Source organism: Marinomonas sp. ABL3_031 (genome assembly GCF_056161265.1).
The window spans coordinates 20,365-38,737 of record NZ_JBSWYU010000018.1 but is presented as its reverse complement, the minus strand read 5'-3'; the positions used below and the strand labels follow the sequence as shown (position 1 = coordinate 38,737).

At 44.0% G+C, this 18,373-nt stretch carries 16 protein-coding genes and 1 other RNA gene; all 17 read left to right on the top strand.

Annotated elements, in window-relative coordinates:
* Positions 1 to 266 precede the first annotated feature (266 nt).
* The 17 genes from ACXAH2_RS16280 to ftsA all read left to right on the top strand — a co-directional run bounded on the left by ACXAH2_RS16280 (position 267) and on the right by ftsA (position 18,368).
* The gene (locus ACXAH2_RS16280) at positions 267 to 965 is read left to right on the top strand and encodes a response regulator (RefSeq protein WP_475079952.1); all 699 of its coding nucleotides are present in this window, start codon (positions 267 to 269) and stop codon (positions 963 to 965) included.
* A 6-nt stretch (positions 966 to 971) separates the two neighbouring features.
* The gene (locus tag ACXAH2_RS16275; RefSeq protein WP_475079951.1) at positions 972 to 2,279 is read left to right on the top strand and encodes a sensor histidine kinase; all 1,308 of its coding nucleotides are present in this window, start codon (positions 972 to 974) and stop codon (positions 2,277 to 2,279) included.
* Positions 2,280 to 2,342: 63 nt separating this feature from the next.
* An RNA gene (gene rnpB, locus ACXAH2_RS16270) (RNase P RNA component class A) lies at positions 2,343 to 2,690 on the top strand.
* Between the two features lie 341 nt (positions 2,691 to 3,031).
* Positions 3,032 to 3,487 (top strand): division/cell wall cluster transcriptional repressor MraZ, encoded by a 456-nt coding sequence (gene mraZ / locus ACXAH2_RS16265; RefSeq protein ID WP_353668746.1) that lies wholly within the window; start codon positions 3,032 to 3,034, stop codon positions 3,485 to 3,487.
* Positions 3,484 to 4,422: a 16S rRNA (cytosine(1402)-N(4))-methyltransferase RsmH gene (rsmH, locus tag ACXAH2_RS16260; RefSeq protein ID WP_475079949.1), complete on the top strand. Its 939-nt coding sequence runs from the start codon at positions 3,484 to 3,486 to the stop codon at positions 4,420 to 4,422. Before mraZ ends, rsmH begins: the two co-directional genes overlap by 4 nt.
* Positions 4,415 to 4,693, top strand: coding sequence for a cell division protein FtsL (gene ftsL / locus ACXAH2_RS16255; RefSeq protein ID WP_475079947.1), 279 nt, complete (start codon positions 4,415 to 4,417; stop codon positions 4,691 to 4,693). The genes rsmH and ftsL overlap by 8 nt, the downstream gene beginning before the upstream one ends.
* A complete protein-coding gene (locus tag ACXAH2_RS16250; protein ID WP_475079945.1) occupies positions 4,690 to 6,453 on the top strand; it encodes a peptidoglycan D,D-transpeptidase FtsI family protein in 1,764 nt (587 codons plus the stop codon). The genes ftsL and ACXAH2_RS16250 overlap by 4 nt, the downstream gene beginning before the upstream one ends.
* Before the next feature lie 3 nt (positions 6,454 to 6,456).
* Positions 6,457 to 7,920, top strand: coding sequence for a UDP-N-acetylmuramoyl-L-alanyl-D-glutamate--2,6-diaminopimelate ligase (locus ACXAH2_RS16245; RefSeq protein WP_475079943.1), 1,464 nt, complete (start codon positions 6,457 to 6,459; stop codon positions 7,918 to 7,920).
* Positions 7,910 to 9,256, top strand: a complete 1,347-nt coding sequence (locus ACXAH2_RS16240; RefSeq protein WP_475079941.1) for a UDP-N-acetylmuramoyl-tripeptide--D-alanyl-D-alanine ligase — start codon at positions 7,910 to 7,912, stop codon at positions 9,254 to 9,256. The genes ACXAH2_RS16245 and ACXAH2_RS16240 overlap by 11 nt, the downstream gene beginning before the upstream one ends.
* A gap of 14 nt (positions 9,257 to 9,270) precedes the next feature.
* Positions 9,271 to 10,353, top strand: a complete 1,083-nt coding sequence (mraY, locus tag ACXAH2_RS16235) for a phospho-N-acetylmuramoyl-pentapeptide-transferase (protein WP_475079939.1) — start codon at positions 9,271 to 9,273, stop codon at positions 10,351 to 10,353.
* Positions 10,354 to 10,363: 10 nt separating this feature from the next.
* Positions 10,364 to 11,710, top strand: a complete 1,347-nt coding sequence (murD, locus tag ACXAH2_RS16230) for a UDP-N-acetylmuramoyl-L-alanine--D-glutamate ligase (protein ID WP_475079937.1) — start codon at positions 10,364 to 10,366, stop codon at positions 11,708 to 11,710.
* A complete protein-coding gene (ftsW, locus tag ACXAH2_RS16225) occupies positions 11,707 to 12,894 on the top strand; it encodes a putative lipid II flippase FtsW (protein WP_475079935.1) in 1,188 nt (395 codons plus the stop codon). The genes murD and ftsW overlap by 4 nt, the downstream gene beginning before the upstream one ends.
* The gene (gene murG / locus ACXAH2_RS16220; protein WP_475079934.1) at positions 12,891 to 13,964 is read left to right on the top strand and encodes an undecaprenyldiphospho-muramoylpentapeptide beta-N-acetylglucosaminyltransferase; all 1,074 of its coding nucleotides are present in this window, start codon (positions 12,891 to 12,893) and stop codon (positions 13,962 to 13,964) included. The genes ftsW and murG overlap by 4 nt, the downstream gene beginning before the upstream one ends.
* Positions 13,961 to 15,382 carry a UDP-N-acetylmuramate--L-alanine ligase gene (gene murC, locus ACXAH2_RS16215; protein WP_475079933.1) on the top strand — a complete coding sequence of 474 codons (1,422 nt, stop codon included), beginning with the start codon at positions 13,961 to 13,963 and terminating at the stop codon, positions 15,380 to 15,382. The genes murG and murC overlap by 4 nt, the downstream gene beginning before the upstream one ends.
* 1 nt (position 15,383) lies before the next feature.
* Entirely contained in the window at positions 15,384 to 16,331 is a 948-nt protein-coding gene (locus ACXAH2_RS16210; protein WP_475079931.1) for a D-alanine--D-alanine ligase, read from the top strand.
* Positions 16,332 to 16,381: 50 nt separating this feature from the next.
* Entirely contained in the window at positions 16,382 to 17,020 is a 639-nt protein-coding gene (locus ACXAH2_RS16205; RefSeq protein WP_475079955.1) for a cell division protein FtsQ/DivIB, read from the top strand.
* Between the two features lie 73 nt (positions 17,021 to 17,093).
* On the top strand, positions 17,094 to 18,368 hold the full coding sequence (gene ftsA / locus ACXAH2_RS16200) for a cell division protein FtsA (RefSeq protein ID WP_475079929.1): 1,275 nt from the start codon (positions 17,094 to 17,096) through the stop codon (positions 18,366 to 18,368).
* Positions 18,369 to 18,373 lie beyond the last annotated feature (5 nt).

The window sequence follows — 18,373 nt, the reverse complement described above, 5'->3', positions numbered from 1 at the left end:
TAAAGTGGATTGGGTTTGGGGGCGTTCTTTAAGCATGAGACTATTATAAAAAGTCCCCGCACGAAGGCGAGGACTTTATCAGCAGTCTGAAGCCGCAGTTTTGCGGCTTTTTTGTTGTTATAAATCCCATAGTTCAATATTAAGTATTCTTTGTAAATAGTGTGAAAAGAGGCGCGCGGGTGTGCTGTTGTCTAGGGTAATCTTTACAATTGAATCGAAGGCATAGTGTGCCGATATAATAAAGATTGGTGGAAGAGGATTTAAATATGGTGAAGTTGTTGTTGGCTGATGATGATGCTCGCTTATCGGATTTAATAAAAGAATATTTTGATGGTGAAGGCTATGAGGTGATGCATGCATGGAATGGTCGTGAGGCCTTGGAGTTGATGGCAAATGACATGCCTGATATTGTGATTTTGGATGTTATGATGCCTGAATTAGATGGCTTTGAAACCCTAAAACAAATCCGCAATAAGAGTTCCGTCCCAGTTATTATGTTGACAGCGAAAGGGGATGATATTGATCGTATTTTAGGTTTGGAAATGGGCGCAGACGATTATTTGTCGAAACCATTTAATCCACGTGAATTGTTGGCGAGAATTAAAGCAATCTTACGTCGCGCTAGCCAAGAAAAAGAAGACGATCCAACGGCGGATATTGAGTTATCGGGCGTGTTGTTGCGCCGTAAAGATCGCACTGTTTATCTGGAAGGTGAACTGGTTGAATTAACAACCTCTGAATATACCTTACTTGAATGTATGCTAATGGCACCAGGTCAAGTTTTAACCAAGCAAGAATTGTCTGAGAAGGCATTGGGTCGTAAATTAACTATGTATGATCGTAGTTTGGATATGCATATTAGTAATTTGCGTAAGAAAATTGGTAGTTTAGAGAATGGTGATCCGCGAATTAAAACGGTTCGTGGTGTAGGGTATATTTTTGTTGCAAATGATCATGGCGCCTAAGCTTTCATGAAAAACACTTTTCTGCGCGTGTTTCTTGTCGTGCTGCTTTCTAATATTGTGGTTGTTAGTATTGGTTTGAGCGTGGTTCAAATTGTTCAGCAACAAAATCAAGTTTCTGCGGACTTGTTGGGCGATGTGGGTGTCCAGCTCGTATCCAGTTATGAGAAGTTTGGTATTGCGGTGTTGGAAAAGGAAACTGCTCAAGCAGAGAAGCGTTTATCTGGTTCCATTTATTTGTATCAAGAAAATGGTAAGCCTTTATTGAAAGCCTTACCTCGTAACTTTCGTGAGCAAAATTCGGCTGATGCGAGTGGTCAGCCATCAGCGGACTTTCTACATAGCCAATTCATTCAAGTGATCGGTGGTAACAATGTTCAGTATTTGTTGATCTTTAAGCCCAATCCTGAACTGAACTCCTTAGCGCCAGAGGCTGTGGTGGGGTTCTCCTTATTAGGCTTGTTAGTATCCAGCGGTGTATTGGCTTATTGGTTGCTTGGTCCCTTGCTTAAGTTACAGCGAGTTGCTCGTTCTTTTGGTCGTGGTGAAATGTCTGTTCGGGTCGAGAATAAACTGGCGCGCCGGAGTGATGCGGTAGGTAAATTGGCGCGTGAGTTCAATGAGATGGCGGGGCGTATTGAGACTTTGCTGTCTTCTAAAGAACGCTTGATGCGTGATGTGTCACATGAATTACGCACGCCCTTAGCTCGAATTGAGGTGGCGTTAACCATAGCTGAAGATAAGTATGGTACTGATGCGCAGAAGAATTACTTATGTCGTATCCGTGATGAATTGCATGAGTTGGATGAATTGATCGGTCAAGTGCTGACTCTGAGTCGTTTGGAAGCTGCGGCATTGGTTAAGGAAAGCATGGATGTGCAGGTGTGGCTAGATGAGATAGTGGCTGATGTGAACTTTGAAAGTCAGTTAAAGGGTATCTCCGTCACCAAAACGGGACGGTTGCCGAAAGCCTTGGTAGGTGATCCGCTACAATTACGGCATGCGATTGAGAATGTGTTGCGCAATGCCTGCTTTTATACGGGGAAAGGTGGTATTGTTGAAGTAGTAACGGAAGAAAGGGCGGGTGAAGCCTTTATTTATGTTAGAGATAATGGCCCTGGCGTGGATGAAGAGAAGTTGGAGAAAATCTTTCATGCTTTTTATCGTTCTTCCGAAGCAAGGGAGGCCAACAGTGGCGGTTTTGGCGTTGGCTTGACTATTTCTCAACGTATTATTCGTGCTCATAAAGGTAAGATTACTGCCAAGAATCGTCCTGAAGGGGGGCTGGAGGTGTGTTTCAGCTTGCCAATGAAGTAGAAATTCAGCTCATCACTTAAAATGCCTTGTCATTCTGTGTCGAGAAACGTAATATGCGCGTCGCAAGTTGGTCAGGCAGTCGCCGCTCATTTTATGAGGGGAGGAAAGTCCGGGCTTCGCAGGGTAAAGTGCCAGGTAACGCCTGGGGGGCGTGAGCCTACGGAAAGTACAGCAGAAAACACACCGCCTAAGCAGTTTACTGCCGGTAAGGTTGAAATGGTGCGGTAAGAGCGCACCGCGCGACTGGTAACAGTTCGTGGCATGGTAAACCCCACTTGAAGCAAGACCAAATAGGAACTCTTTGGCGTGACCCGCGCTGAGTTCGGGTAGGTTGCTAAAGACGTGCAGTGATGTACGTATTAGATGAATGACTGTCCATGACAGAACCCGGCTTATCGACCAGCTTGTTTTTTCTTTTCTTTGTTCCTCATTAAAGTGTTCTCTTTATATTGGCTGAAAACGATATTCTTTAGCCGAGCTTTGATTTAGTTTGTCCTTATTTCCCACTTCATCCCTTTTTGGGTGTTTTTGTTTGTTAAAAGTGGGACTTTTCCCCATATTTTTCCTTTTTTATTGTTTTTAAAGTCTTTTTTATCCCCAGAAAGGGCTTCGTTTACCACTTTTTTAAGTCTGGTGAGGCTTTTTCATGTCTGTTTTACGGCCTTTTTGCATTTTTTAACCATTATTTTTTTACTATTGTGGTGTAATGGTGTTAAATTGTGGGAGAAAGTGTCGATAAGTGGGATATAATTGTGTTTAGAGGTATTCATCAAGTCAGTGTGGATGCGAAGGGGCGTATGTCACTTCCAGCTCGCTTGCGTGATGAACTCAGCCAATACGAGGAGGAAGGTGTGGTGGTTACCATAGATCCGGTTTCTCGTTGTCTATTGTTGTACCCCTTATCAGAGTGGGAGTTAATTCAGCAGAAATTAGACAAGCTGCCTACTTTTCAACCACAAGCAAGGCGTTTGCAGCGTTTGTTAGTGGGGCACGCAACCGATTTAGAAGTGGACAAAGCGGGGCGAATTTTATTACCAGCGCCGCTTCGAGAATTTGCGCGGCTTGATAAAAAGCTCACCATTCTTGGTCAAGGCAAAAAGCTTGAAATTTGGAGTCAAGAAGAATGGGATGCGCAACGAGAAGATTATTTATCCCAAGATGCGCTTGAGGATTTACAGACAGAAAGCATGATGGATATCTCTTTATGACAAATGCCGAACACGAACACATTAGTGTAATGCTCAATGAATCCGTCGACATGTTGGTTACCAATCCAGATGGGGATTATGTTGATGGCACCTTTGGTCGGGGTGGGCACACAGGTTTGGTATTGAGTCAGTTACAGCAAGGGCGTTTGTTGGGGTTTGATAAAGATCCTGTGGCGATTGGTTTTGGTCGTCAACTCGAAGAAGAGGATGCACGTTTTCAAATCGTGCAAGACAGTTTTGCCAATATGAAAACGCACATTTCAGCCGTATTTGGAACTGAGAAGGTTGACGGCGTCATGATGGACTTGGGTGTGTCATCACCTCAGTTGGATGATGCTGAGCGTGGTTTCAGTTTTATGAATGATGGTCCATTGGATATGCGCATGAATCCAGATGAGGGTATGAGTGCAGCTGAATGGATTGCCATAGTAGATGAAAAAGACTTGGCTGACGTGATGTATCAATATGGTGAAGAGCGTTTTTCTCGTCGTATTGCTAAAGCTATATGTGAATATCGAGTAAATACGCCAATCGTCAGTACTTTGCAATTGGCAAAAATCATTGCCCAAGCAAATCCTGCTTGGGAAAAAGGCAAAAACCCTGCAACTCGCGCTTTTCAAGGGATTCGCATTCACATAAATAATGAATTGGGTGATTTAGAAAAAGGTTTAGAAGCGGCAGTGGATGCTCTCAAAGTAGGTGGTCGTTTAGTGGTGATCAGCTTTCACTCATTGGAAGACCGTATTGTTAAGCGTTTTATGAAATTAAAAGCCAAAGGGCCAGAATTGCCAAGACATTTGCCGATTCAGAATGCGCATTTGGACATCAAATTCAAAACCGTGGGTAAGGCAATCAAACCTTCTAAGAATGAGGTAAATGATAATGTTCGCTCGCGCAGTGCGGTACTAAGAGTATTGGAACGTGTCAGTGAATAAAACGAGATTCACGGTCATCATCTTTTTATTTGGTGTGGTGTTGCTGACTCTGGTTTCTATATTCGTTGTGGTACAGGTTTATGAGTTTCGACAAGATTTTTCGTATTTACAGAAACTCAAGCAAGAAGAAGTGGATTTTGAAGTGAAATGGGGGCAGTTGCTTTTGGAGCAAAGTGCTTTAACTCAACCAAGTCGGTTGGAACAGACAGCAATAAAGGATCTGAATATGCATGCGCCATCTCAAAATGAATTGATAATAGTGAAACCATGAAAACTTTAGAGAGTTCTCAATATATCGGTAAATGGCGCCTACGATTTGTGTATGGCATGGCCTTCATTTTGTTTATGGTGGCGGCTGGGCGTTTATTTTATCTGACCGTAGTAGATAAAGCCTTTTTACAGAATCAGGGTGAGATTCGTGCTGTTCGAACCGAATCTATTCCTGCTACTCGAGGTATGATTTTAGACCGTCGTGGTGAGCCCTTAGCGGTTAGTACACCAACTTGGACGATTGTCGCCAACCCTAAAGCGTTGTGGAAAATGCCAAGCGACCCCACAATCGGTGTAGGCCCAGAGCAAGAAATTAAACGTCTTGCCGAAGTGATGGGGGTAGGGCGAGCCTGGTTGCAAGAAAAGTTTGAGGCGAATAAAAATCGCTCTTTCATGTATTTACGTCGTCAAATACCACCACAAGAAGCCGATACTATTATGGCGGCAAAAGTATTAGGCGTTAGTAAGATGAAAGAGTACAAACGCTTCTATCCAGCAGGTGAAGTGGCTTCTCACGTAGTTGGTTTTACTAATATAGACGATAAAGGACAGGAAGGTATCGAGCTGGCTTATGATGCCGCTTTGCAAGGGCAGCCAGGTGAGCGTCGTTATCTTAAAGATTTATCGGGTAATATTATTCACGGCATTGGCGATGAGAAAAACGAGCGTCCTGGTGAAAATATTGAGTTAAGTATTGATCTGAGATTGCAGTATCTGGCTTATCGAGAGCTTAAGGCTGCCGTAGCTGAGCATAGGGCGACATCCGCATCAGCAGTGATTTTGGATGTGAAAACGGGTGAAATTTTGGCCATGGTCAATCAGCCATCATATAATCCGAACGATCGCTCTACATTAGAATATGAAGAATTGCGTAATCGTGCTGTGATTGATCTGTTTGAACCTGGGTCGACTATGAAGCCTTTTACTATTTCTGCAGCGCTGATGTCGGGTCAATATTCTACAGAATCTATAATTAATACCTCCCCTGGTTACCTGCGCTTTGGACGCTTTACCATTCGTGATGCGGCTAACTACGGCGCCATAGATTTTGAGAAGCTGCTGATTAAATCGAGCAACGTGGGGGCTTCTAAAATCGCTTTGTCCTTATCACAAGATGCAGTTTGGAATATGGATTATGAGCTTGGTATTGGTTCGCCAGTTGGTATTGGTTTCCCTGGTGAAGCTTCAGGTGTTTTGCCGTCGCATCCTAAGTGGCATCCAGCTGAAGTTGCAGCCTTATCTTATGGGTACGGTTTGTCTGTATCCACACTTCAGTTAGCACAAGCTTATATGGCATTGGCTAACCATGGTTATCGTGTTCCTGTCACTATTTTTAAGCAAGATGTACCAGCTGAAGGAAAGCAAGTGATACCCAGTCAGGTTGCCAGTGATGTGGTGAAAATGATGGAGGCTGTTGTACAGCGAGGCTCAGGTAAAGCGGCGAAAATTCCGGGTTATCGTGTGGCGGGTAAAACGGGTACGGTACACAAAGTGGGTTCAAAGGGTTATGAATACGATCAATATATTGCCTTGTTCGCCGGCGTAGCGCCTGCGTCTAATCCAAGATTGGCTATGGTGGTGATGGTAAATGATCCAAAAGGTCGTGAATATTATGGCGGAGAAGTGGCGGCACCAGTATTTTCAAGAGTGATGGAAGGTGCGCTCACCACATTAAATATTTATCCAGATTTGCCAGAGGGATTGCGGGAAGTGAGATTACAAACCAAAAAGCTTCCATATCAGGTGGCGCAAGGAGGCTAGCTTATGCCAGTCATTTCTCATCACGATATACTTTTATTGGCGGGCTATTCTGAACAGAGTATCCCGCATTCTACTTTTTATAGTCACGTAGAAACGGATAGTCGAAAACTGGATAAGGACGGCGTTTTTTTTGCTTTGCCAGGTGTGACCTCAAATGGTTGGGATTATCTTGATAATGTTGTTGCGTTAGGTTGTCAGCTGGCAATCTTACCAACTGGCTTGAAGATTAAGAGACAGGATATTCAATTGCTTACCGTGGATGATCCCATTAATCTGATGCTTTCATGCTTGCAAAAGTTTGGGTCAATGCCAGCCAAAATGATGGCGGTAACGGGTACCAATGGTAAATCCTCCATTTGTTTTTATGCTGCGCAACTGGCTGAAAAATTAGGGCAGCGAAGTGGTTTGGTAGGGACCTTTGGTATCGGTCCTCTGAGTCAATTGGAAACCGCCGAACAAACTACGCCAGACATTTTGACAATGCATAAAACCTTAATGTCTCTCGCGCAGCAAGGCGTAGATTATGTTGCCTTTGAAGCTTCTTCTCATGCGCTTGATCAAGAGCGTATTAGAGGTTTGCCTTTTCAGACCGCGGTATTTTCTAATCTAACCCGAGATCATCTAGATTATCACCTTACTATGGAAAATTATGCCGCAGCCAAGCAAAAGTTGTTCTCTTACCCTAGTGTTGAGAATGCGGTTTTTTGTTTAGATGATGAATATGTTGCTTTTATGGCGCAACCTGCCATAAATGCTAATTGCTATTTTTACAGTGAGGCTAATTCGCAAGCAGATTTTTACACCAAGGATTTACAACTTGAGTTAACAGGTTGTCGTTTTATTTTATGTCACCCTGAAGGTGAACAAGATGTCTTTTTGCCTCTATTGGGTCGATTTAATGTACAAAATGCCTTGGCTGCATTGGCCGCACTCTGGCAGCAAACTGTCAATAAACAAAATTTAATTGCGGCATTGCAAACCCTGCAAGGCGCGCCTGGCAGAATGGACAAGATAGAAACGCAAGATGCGCCGTTAGTGGTAGTGGATTTTGCACATACCGCGGATGCTTTGCAGAGTGCTTTACAGGCAGTCAAAGAGCATACTAGTGGTAAGCTTATTTGTGTATTTGGCTGCGGTGGTGATAGGGATAGAGGGAAGCGTCCATTAATGATGGCGGCGGCAATGGAAAATGCCGATGAGGTATGGTTAACCTCTGATAATCCGCGAACGGAATCCGTAGCACAAATATTTGCAGATGCGGTAGAGAAAATTGACGCAGAGGCCTGTTATCATCTGCAGGCAGATCGACGCTTGGCAATTCGTGAAGCAGTGATGTCAGCCTCGCCAAATGATGTTATTTTAATTGCTGGTAAAGGACACGAGACTTACCAGGATATTGATGGTGTTAAGCACCATTTTGATGACAAAGAAGAAGCCAGCAAGGTGTTAGAAGAATATGTTAGTTAAATTGTCTCTGGAAGAAATTGCCCTCGCTTGTCATGGCGAACTGGTGGGAGACAATCTATTTGTTGAAGCAGTTATCACAGATACCCGCAAAATCGAAGCGTGTTGCGTGTTTGTTGCCTTACGAGGTGAACATTTTGATGGCCATGATTTTGCTTATCAGGCCATTGAAATGGGGGCGGTTTGTGTAGTGAGTGATAGCGAGTTGCAAGGCATTTGTCACATTAGGGTAGCTGATACTCGAGTGGCATATGGTCGAATTGCCAACCTAATACGTCAAGCATTTCAAGGGCCAGTGATTTGTATTACTGGCAGTAATGGTAAAACTACCGTAAAAGACTGGCTTGCCCAGTCCCTCAGCGATAAAAATGTGTTAAAAACCCGCGCCAACTTAAACAATCAAATTGGTTTGCCGCAAACCTTACTGGAATTACAACCACAACATGAAGTGGCAGTGATAGAAGCTGGTACCAATTATCCTGGTGAAATTGCCAGTTTGGCAAGTATTGCTCAGCCAGATGTGGTGATTTTGACGAATGCCAGTGGCAGTCATTTTGAAGGCTTGGGCAGCTTAGAAGGCATTGCCATCGAAAAAGGCTGTTTAATCACGGGAGCGGCAGACAAGGCCACAGTGATTTTGAATTCAGACGATGCGTTTTTTGACTATTGGTGTGGTATTGCTGGGCAACGGAAGGTCTTGTCGTTTGGTTTTACCGACAAAGCCAGTTTATTTGCTAAAGACATTGTGCTCGGTGCGCAATCCAGCCAAGTTACTTTGTGCTATCAAGGTGAAACCTCGTTAGTCGAAGTGGGAAGTCCAGGACGTCACCAAATTGCTAATGGTATGGCGATTGTGTTGGCACTGATGACAGTTGGAATGTCTTTCACTGAGGCTGCAGGGAAGTTGGCTCAAGCAGTTCAGGTGTCAGGACGCTTAGAACGTCTAAGTACAAAAGAAGGCGCTCTGTTGATCAATGATTGTTACAATGCGAACCCCACTTCGGTGAAGGCGGCCATTGATGTGCTGACCATGCAATCTGCCTCGGCAAGCTGGTTGGTTTTGGGGGGATTGGGAGAGCTTGGCGAGCGCCAAGAGGAATTTCATGCCGAATTAGGAGAATATGCAAAGCAAAAAGGCGTGTCACATTTGGTCTGCTTAGGGCCTTTGGCAGCGATTGCAGGAAAAACCTTTGATAACTTGGGCGGTGATGCTTATTTTTGCGATCACCATGAAGAAGCAGCTGTTGTAGTGCAAGAGCTAGATAAAAACCACGCTATTTTAGTGAAGGGCTCTCGCTCCGCTAAGATGGAAAAAATTGTAGAAAGATTAAAAGATTAGGATGTTCTTGAGCCATGTTACTTCTTCTCACAACCTATTTAAGTAAGTATCACACCTTCTTTACGGTATTTAATTATCTATCATTACGCGCCATTTTAGGTGTGTTAACTGCGTTGGTAATTTCTTTATTAATTGGTAATAAGGTGATTGTTATGCTGCAGCGTTTACAAATTGGTCAAGCGGTTCGAGATGATGGGCCGCAAACCCATTTATCCAAAGCGGGTACGCCCACTATGGGCGGTGCACTCATTATTTTCTCTATTTCAGTGAGTACTTTATTGTGGGGTGATTTAACCAATCAGTATGTTTGGTTAGTGCTATTGGTAATGTTGAGTTTTGGTGCTATCGGATGGGTGGACGACTACCGTAAAGTAGTGGAGAAGAATCCTCGCGGCTTACCTGCAAAGTGGAAGTATTTTTGGCAGAGTTTCTTCGGTTTGGCAGCGGCCGTGTTTCTTTACATCACAGCCACAACACCAGTGCAAACCTCGCTGATTGTTCCTCTGTTCAAAGATGTCGCTATTCCTTTGGGAATCTTTTTTGTCGTGCTTACTTATTTTGTCATTGTTGGGACCAGTAACGCGGTAAATTTAACGGATGGATTGGACGGTTTAGCAATTTTGCCAACTGTGCTGGTCGGTGGCGCGCTTGGTATTTTTGCTTATTTGACGGGTAACAGTCAATTTTCAGAATATTTGTTGATTCCCTATGTGCAAGGCACAGGTGAATTACTGGTGTTCTGTGCTGCTTTGGCCGGTGCTGGTTTAGGCTTTTTATGGTTTAACACTTACCCTGCGCAAATTTTTATGGGGGATGTGGGGTCTTTGGCGTTAGGTGCTGCGCTGGGTGTGATTGCTGTTGTGGTTCGTCAGGAGTTGGTGCTTTTCATTATGGGGGGCGTGTTCGTAATGGAAACCGTATCGGTCATTTTACAGGTAGCGTCTTATAAATTAACCAAGCGGCGTATTTTTAGAATGGCGCCGATTCATCATCATTTTGAATTAAAAGGTTGGGCAGAACCCAAAGTCATTGTGCGTTTCTGGATCATAACTGTGTGTCTGGTTTTGATCGGTTTGGCTACTCTGAAAGTTCGCTAGGAGAAGCATCATGTCGTTAATCGGGTCAGATCGAATAAGAGCCGTTGTCGGCTTGGGAGCGACAGGGTTATCTTGTGCACGCTTTTTGGCTGCAAAAGGATTGGATTTTTATGTGGTGGATTCGCGCCTGCAGCCACCTGGGCTTGAAGAGGTAAAGGCTCATTGCCCTGAAGATCGAATCATGGTGGGGGATTTGGATGTGCTTGAAAGCCTGGGCGTAACTGAGTTGTTTGTCAGTCCTGGTATTTCTTTAAAAACGCCAGTTTTGAAACGCTTAGCTGAAAAGGGTGTTGCTATGCGTGGCGACATAGATTTGTTCTGTGATTACGCCAATGCACCCTTTGTGGCCATCACTGGATCAAATGCCAAAAGTACCGTCACAACTTTACTGGCTAGATTATTACAAGCCCTGGGCAAAGATGTTATAGCGGGCGGTAACCTTGGTTTACCAGCGTTAGACTTATTAGCAGAAGATAAAGACTATTATGTGCTGGAGTTGTCTAGTTTTCAGTTGGAAACGACCCATGCCTTGAAAGCAGATGTGGCATGCTTGCTTAATGTTTCAGAAGACCATATGGATCGTTATGAGGATTTATATGAATATCAAAGAGCCAAACAACGGGTTTATCGCGGTTGTAAGGCGGCAGTCTGTAATAAACAAGATATTCTCACTGCACCTTTATTAGCTGAAGGTGTTCCCGTGCGAGCTTTCACAACGAAAAGTCCAGATCTCAAAGAATTTGGTCTTCTGCCTGATGGCGATGGCGCTTGGTTGTGTCGTGGTGTAGAACGTCTTTACCACACTGATCAGATTGCCTTAAAAGGTTCTCATAATCATGCCAATGTGTTGGCTTGTTTGGCGATGTTAGAGTTGCTGAAAGTGGATATTAAAACGCCGCAAATTGCTGAAGTACTTGCAAGCTTTGGTGGTTTAGAACATCGCTGTGAGACGGTGCGCCAGCATCTGGGAGTCACATACATTAATGACTCTAAAGGCACTAATTTAGGTGCTACCTTGGCGGCACTTCAGGGATTGGGTTCGAGCCGAAAAAATATTATGTTGATCGCTGGCGGTGAAGGTAAAGGGGCGGATTTTAGTGGACTGGCAACGCCGCTACAGCAATTTGTAAGTCACTTGTATTTGTTTGGTAAAGACGCTGAACGTATTGCACGCATTGTACCTGAAGATGTGACTTTTTCTCGTTGTGAGACCTTGGATGAGATTGTTCTGGCCGTCTCATCAATGGCCGAAGAGGGCGACATAGTCTTGTTTTCGCCAGCTTGCGCGAGTCTGGATATGTACAAAAATTATGAAGTGCGAGGTCAGCACTTTGTTTCCCTGGTTAATGCGCTATGAAGTGGATGAGTCTTTTTGATCGTGTAACCTTAGATGAATTCTCGCGAGTTGACGCTTTGTTTCTGGCTTCTGTTACCGGGATTTTGGCGTTGGGTCTTATTATGGTGTCCAGTGCTTCTATTTCTATTTCTGAGAACCTTCATGGTCACCCCTATTTCTTTATGGTTCGTCAAACGATTTATCTTATTTTGGGACTGATTTTTGGTTGGATTATGTTGTCTTTGCCGACTAGTCAGCTGCAAAAATGGGGTATTTTGATGATGGGGCTGTCATTGGTTTTGCTGATTTTGGTCTTGGTGCCCGGCATAGGAAAAAGTGTCAATGGTAGTCGTCGCTGGATTAATCTGGTGTTGTTTAATCTACAAGCGTCGGAAGTGGCGAAAGTCTGTATGGTGGTTTACGTGTCTGGCTATCTGGTGCGTCGTGCTGAGCGTGTGCGACAAGGCTGGGTTGGCTTCGTGCTCCCTTTGTGTCTGTGTAGTATTTTTTTATTATTTTTACTATTAGAACCAGACTTTGGAGCCTCTGTTGTATTGCTTGGCACTGTTATGGTGTTGTTGTTCTTAGGCGGTGCTCCTCTGTATCAATTTTTACTTTTGATGGTCGCGGCTGTGTCTGTGCTAGCTTTGGTGGCTGTGTCGGAAAGTTATCGTCTTATTCGCTTAATGAATTTCTTAGACCCTTGGGAAGATCCTTTTAATGAAGGCTATCAATTGAGTCAAGCATTGATCGCTTACGGTCGAGGGGAGTGGTTTGGTTTAGGTTTGGGTAACAGTGTACAGAAGCTATCGTATTTGCCAGAAGCTCATACCGATTTTGTGTTTTCAATTTGGGTAGAGGAGACTGGAATGATGGGTGGTCTCTTACTCATTCTGTTATTTGGTTTAATGGTGAGTCGCGTTTTTAAAATAGGTTATAAGGCTATGTCTCTTGGGCAACCTTTTGCAGCATATATGAGTTTTGGATTCGCTATTTTAATACTGGCTCAAGTCATCATTAATATTGGTGTAAATACAGGTTTTTTGCCTACTAAAGGGCTGACTTTGCCATTAATCAGTTTTGGTGGCAGTAGTCTCATTATTACTATGGCAAGTTTGTTTGTTATTGCTCGAGTGGATGTAGAGAATCGTCGCGCTGAAGGTTCTGTCCTTAACAATAGATTAATAAAAGAGAGTGCAGGATGAGCAAAGTGAACAAGGTCGTTATTATGGCGGGTGGAACAGGTGGCCATATCTATCCAGCTTTAGCCTGTGCTGAGAATTTTAAAAAGAATGGAGTAGAAGTGCATTGGTTAGGTTCGAAAGGTGGCATGGAAGAATCTATTGTGCCGCAGAACGAGATTCCGTTGCATACTTTATCTATCAAAGGGGTGCGTGGTAAAGGGCTATTGGGGTTGATAGCTGCGCCGTTTCGTATTATTCATGCCATAGGTCAGGCGGTTGCTATTATGCAATCTTTAAAACCGGATGTGGTGTTAGGCATGGGAGGATTTGTTGCTGGTCCAGGCGGTGTGGCGACAAAACTGCTGGGTATTCCTTTGGCCATTCATGAGCAAAATGCTGTTGCTGGCACAACTAATAAATTGTTGGCGAAAGTAGCTAACCTTCGTATGCAAGCTTTTAATAGGGCTTTGCCTAAGGCGTTGACTTTGGGTAATCCAGTTCGTAGCGATATTTTGCACCAACAGGTGAGGGCGTCAAGATTTGATTCAGCCAGACCTCTGCGTTTGTTGGTGGTAGGAGGCAGCCTAGGAGCCAAAGCGATTAACGATATGGTGCCGAAAATTTTGGCTGAATGGCCATTTTCACAACGCTTAGATATATGGCACCAAACAGGTAAGCGTAATTATACCGAAGTTCAGAATACGTACCGATCGCTTGGAGTGGAGGCACGTGTTGAGCCCTACTTGGAAAATATGAATCACGCCTATTATTGGGCTGATGTGGTTTTATGTCGTTCTGGCGCGATGACGGTGAGTGAATTGGCGATTGCCGGATTGCCATCCATATTAGTGCCATTTCCTTTTGCGATTGATGATCATCAAACAGAAAATGCATGTCATCTGGAGAAAGTTGGCGCAGCATATTTGTTACCGCAATCAGAATTAAGCAGTGAGAAGGTGATTTCTTTGTTAGCTGGGCTGTTGGAAAGTGACGAAACATTATTAAAAATGGGTGAGCAGGCAAAGCTGATTGCCCACCCGAGAGCGACACAAGATGTCGTTGCACATTGCTTAAGGTTAGTGAAATCATGATGGAAAACAAAGTTCAATACGATATCCCGACTATGCGTCGCATCCAAAATATCCACTTTATTGGTATTGGTGGTGTGGGAATGTGTGGCATTGCCGAAGTATTGCATAATCAAGGCTATAAGATATCAGGCTCCGATCTTAAAGCCTCTTCTACGACGAATCGATTGGCTAAGTTAGGTATTAATATCTGTATAGGGCATGAAGAAGATAACGTCTTCGATGCGCACGTTATTGTGGTTTCTACCGCTATTAATGAAGCTAATCCTGAAATTATTTGGGGTAAAAAACATCGTATTCCTATTGTTCGTCGTGCTGAAATGTTGGCTGAGCTCATGCGCTATCGTCACGGTATTGCAGTGGCTGGGACGCATGGTAAAACCACCACTACCAGTTTGATGGCATCTGTTTTGGCAGCAACAGGGGAAACTCCGACTTTTGTTATTGGTGGGCGTCTTACCAGTGCGGGAACCAATGCTCAACTGGGTAGTAGTTCCTATTTGGTTGCCGAAGCGGATGAGAGCGATGCTTCATTTCTCCATTTACAACCTCAGACCGTGATAGTGACCAACATAGATGAAGATCACATGGATACTTATCAAGGGGATTTTGAGAAGGTAAAACACACCTTTGTTGAATTTGTTCATAATTTACCCTTTTACGGTTTGGCCGTAATGTGTGTTGATGATGCCAATATAAGGGAAATTTTGCCGCATCTAAGTCGCCCAGTGCTGACCTATGGGATAGAAAATGAAGCAGATTTTTATGCTACAAACATTACTCAAACAGGCCGTTTTTGTGAATTTATGGCGCATCGTCCAGAAGGTGAACCATTAACAATCCGTTTGCCAATGCCGGGCCGTCATAATGTGCTGAACGCATTATCGACTATTGCAGTGGCGACAGACTTAGGTGTGGATGCTGCGGCTATTCAGGCTGGGTTAATGGGCTTTGAAGGGGTGGGACGTCGTTTTCAAGAACAACAACCTTTGAAGTTGGCTGATAAAACAGAAGTGATGTTTGTGGACGATTACGGTCATCACCCTAGCGAAGTGATGGCAACCATCAAGGCGATTCGTGATGGTTGGCCTGAAAAGCGTTTAGTGATGGTATACCAGCCCCATAGATATTCCCGTACACGAGATCTTTATGAAGACTTTGTACGTGTTTTGTCGCAAGTTGACGTATTGCTTTTATTGGATGTGTATCCTGCTGGTGAGCAGCCAATAAATGGTGCTGACAGTCGTTCCCTATGCGGCAGTATTCGCCAGCGCGGTAATGTAGATCCAATTCATGTTGGTGGAGAGGCGGATTTGCGCTCTATTCTCAAGAATGTTTTACGTGAAGGGGATTTGTTAATTACCCAAGGCGCGGGTGATATTGGCACCGTATCAAAAAATCTGTCGGCGCAAGGGATTTAATATGACTAAGAGTTTTAAAGAATCCATCATTGCTGTTATTTATGGCGGTCGTTCCGCAGAGCGAGAAGTGTCGCTAGAAAGTGGCACTATGATAGTGAAAGCTTTGCGTGATAAAGGTTACCAAGTCGAAGCGATTGATCTATTTGGTGCGGACAAGAAAGCCGATCCCATTGCGCAATTGCAGGCGATTGATTTTGATTTGGCTTTTATTGCCCTGCATGGAGGTGAAGGTGAAGACGGTCGTATTCAAGCTTTGCTAGAGCTTATGGATAAGCCTTATACCGGCAGCTCACCATTGTCCTGTGGTTTTGCTATGGACAAGGTACTGACCAAACGCTTCTGGAAAGGAATAGACATTCCAACGCCTGCTTATATGTCATTTTCAGGTCAGGCTGATGTGCTTAGCATTGAGCAAAATATGTCTTATCCTTTGATTGTGAAGCCGTCTAGAGAGGGGTCCACCATAGGTATTAATAAGGTAGTAAATCGAGAAGAATTGGAAGGGGCGTTGGAGCAGGCTTTACAGTATGACTCGGATATACTGGTTGAAGAGTTCGTGAATGGGCCTGAGTTTACTATTACCATCATTGATGATGAAGCTTATCCACCCATTGGTTTGCAGCCTTCGCAAGAGCATAAATTATATGATTATGAAGCTAAATACATTGCTGATGATACGCAATATCTGCTGCCATGTGGTCTGAATGAAGCGGATGAGTCTGAATTAAAACGCCTTGCAGTTGAATCGTATCGGTCACTTGGTTGTCGTGGTTGGGGGCGAGTGGATGTGATGCGTGATCAGCAGGGACAGTTTTGGGTATTGGAAGTGAATACAGCTCCAGGTATGACGTCCCATAGTTTAGTGCCTATGGCAGCCGCGTATCTTGGTTTAGATTATCCCTCCTTGGTAGAGAAAATCGCTCAGCAAGCTTTTGATAAAGCGAGATAAGCAGAAAGATGAGGCTAGCTGCGCTCATAGGAGCTGTTCTGTTGATTTTAGTGGCAAGTTTTCAGGGGGAGGATCCTCCAGATACGTGGTTTGCTATTGAAAAAATAGACATACAAGGGGATTTCAAAAACACCTCGCAAGCGGAATTGCAACAGGAATTTTCCTCCTTGTTGGGACAGAGCTTGTTTGGCTTGTCGGTGAAAGAAGCGCGACAGGTGGTTTTGTCATCACCGTGGATTGAAAGCGCAGAGGTTCGTAAAGTTTGGCCAAATACCTTGCAGATCATTGTGCACGAATATGTTCCTCTTGCATATTGGCGTGATGGGCAAATTATTTCCGCTTCAGCGGTGGTGATCACTCCACTAACTGTGCCTGGTTTGCCTCTGCCCAGTTTGTATGGTCCAGCGGACTCGAGTGATGTGGTGCTAGAACAGTTTGGGTTGATTAGTCAGGTGTTAGCGCCCACTTCTTTACGTATTGCAAGGCTAACTTTAGAGCCTAGAGGGGCTTGGCAAATTGTTTTTAGAAATGGCCTAGTTGTTAAGCTAGGTCGGGATGAAATTTTAGAGCGATTACAGCGCTTTATAGCCGTGTATAAAAGCGATTTATCAGGTAGAATAGAGCAAATTTCTTCTATTGATGCACGTTATCCTCATGGGGTAGCGGTCGGTTGGAAGAAAAAAAATTGATTTTGGCCTGTTTGTTGCTTTCAAAATAGCAAACTTGCCGGGTTACAACGCACATAAATACCGGGAAGGTGAAATGATAGTCGGTCTAGATGTAGGCACATCAAAAGTTATCTGTTTGGTCGGTGAAATACTGGCTGATGGTAGTTTAGAAATTGTCGGTATTGGCTCTCATAGCGCGAAAGGAATGAAGCGTGGTGTTGTAATTAATATTGAGTCAACAGTGCAGTCGATTCAACGTGCTGTTGAAGAAGCTGAATTGATGGCGGGTTGTAATATTCACTCGGTATACGTCAGTGTGGCAGGTAGCCATATACGCAGCCTAAACTCTCACGGTATTGTCGCGGTGAAAGATGGTGAAGTTCAAAAGGAAGATATTGAACGAGTGATAGATGCAGCGCAAGCTGTGCCTATTTCTTCTGATCAGCGTGTGCTGCATATTTTGCCGCAAGAATACCACATAGACTCCCAAGAAGGGATTAAAGATCCACTTGGTATGTCCGGAGTTCGACTGGAAGCAAATGTACATTTAATAACCGGCGCAGTGAATGCGGTGATGAATGTTGAAAAATGTATAAAGCGTTGTGGCCTTGGTGTAGATGGCGCCATTTTATCTCAGTTGGCTTCCAGTGAGTCATCTTTAAGTGAAGATGAAAAAGATTTGGGTGTTTGTCTTATTGATATAGGGGCAGGCACTTCCGATATAGCAGTATGGATTGATGGTGCTTTGCATCACACTGCTGTTGTGCCGGTAGCGGGTGATCAGGTAACGAATGACATATCGATGGCATTACGTACGCCAACTCAACACGCTGAAGAAATAAAAGTAAAATACGCTTGTGCTATGTCATCCATGGCGTCTACAGATCAAGTGTTGCAGGTGCCTAGTGTTGGTGATCGTCAACCTCGATCTATTACTCGTCACGCATTAACAGAAGTAGTGGAAGCGAGATACGAAGAAATCTATAACTTAATTCTGGATGAATTAAGACGCAGTGGTTACGCTGAGCGCATCCCTGCAGGTATTGTCATTACTGGTGGTACATCACTTATGGAAGGTGCGGCAGACCTGGCTGAGAAGATTTTTCAGATGCCAGTGAGGTTGTCAGTGCCAGATTGTACTAAAGGAATGTCAGACATTGTCGATAACCCAATATATTCAACCAGCGTTGGGTTGTTGGCTTATGGCAGTAAAGAGGCTGATGTAGCCGAAGTCGCTAAAGGGATGATGTCTAAGACGCAAACTAAACGTGAAGCATCAATTTTGGCTCCGAAGAAAGAAACCAAGTCGTCTTTCAGTGCAACGAAAGGATGGCAGAAGTTGAAAAATTGGTTTCAGAATTACATCTAAGCAAA

Excerpts from the sequence above, each read along its gene's own strand:
- ACXAH2_RS16280 (WP_475079952.1), top strand. The coding sequence starts at position 267 with ATGGTGAAGTTGTTGTTGGCTGATGATGATGCTCGCTTATCGGATTTA.
- ACXAH2_RS16275 (WP_475079951.1), top strand. The coding sequence starts at position 972 with ATGAAAAACACTTTTCTGCGCGTGTTTCTTGTCGTGCTGCTTTCTAAT.
- rsmH (WP_475079949.1), top strand. The coding sequence starts at position 3,484 with ATGACAAATGCCGAACACGAACACATTAGTGTAATGCTCAATGAATCC.
- ACXAH2_RS16250 (WP_475079945.1), top strand. The coding sequence starts at position 4,690 with ATGAAAACTTTAGAGAGTTCTCAATATATCGGTAAATGGCGCCTACGA.
- ACXAH2_RS16245 (WP_475079943.1), top strand. The coding sequence starts at position 6,457 with ATGCCAGTCATTTCTCATCACGATATACTTTTATTGGCGGGCTATTCT.
- ACXAH2_RS16240 (WP_475079941.1), top strand. The coding sequence starts at position 7,910 with ATGTTAGTTAAATTGTCTCTGGAAGAAATTGCCCTCGCTTGTCATGGC.
- mraY (WP_475079939.1), top strand. The coding sequence starts at position 9,271 with ATGTTACTTCTTCTCACAACCTATTTAAGTAAGTATCACACCTTCTTT.
- murD (WP_475079937.1), top strand. The coding sequence starts at position 10,364 with ATGTCGTTAATCGGGTCAGATCGAATAAGAGCCGTTGTCGGCTTGGGA.
- ftsW (WP_475079935.1), top strand. The coding sequence starts at position 11,707 with ATGAAGTGGATGAGTCTTTTTGATCGTGTAACCTTAGATGAATTCTCG.
- murG (WP_475079934.1), top strand. The coding sequence starts at position 12,891 with ATGAGCAAAGTGAACAAGGTCGTTATTATGGCGGGTGGAACAGGTGGC.
- murC (WP_475079933.1), top strand. The coding sequence starts at position 13,961 with ATGATGGAAAACAAAGTTCAATACGATATCCCGACTATGCGTCGCATC.
- ACXAH2_RS16210 (WP_475079931.1), top strand. The coding sequence starts at position 15,384 with ATGACTAAGAGTTTTAAAGAATCCATCATTGCTGTTATTTATGGCGGT.
- ftsA (WP_475079929.1), top strand. The coding sequence starts at position 17,094 with ATGATAGTCGGTCTAGATGTAGGCACATCAAAAGTTATCTGTTTGGTC.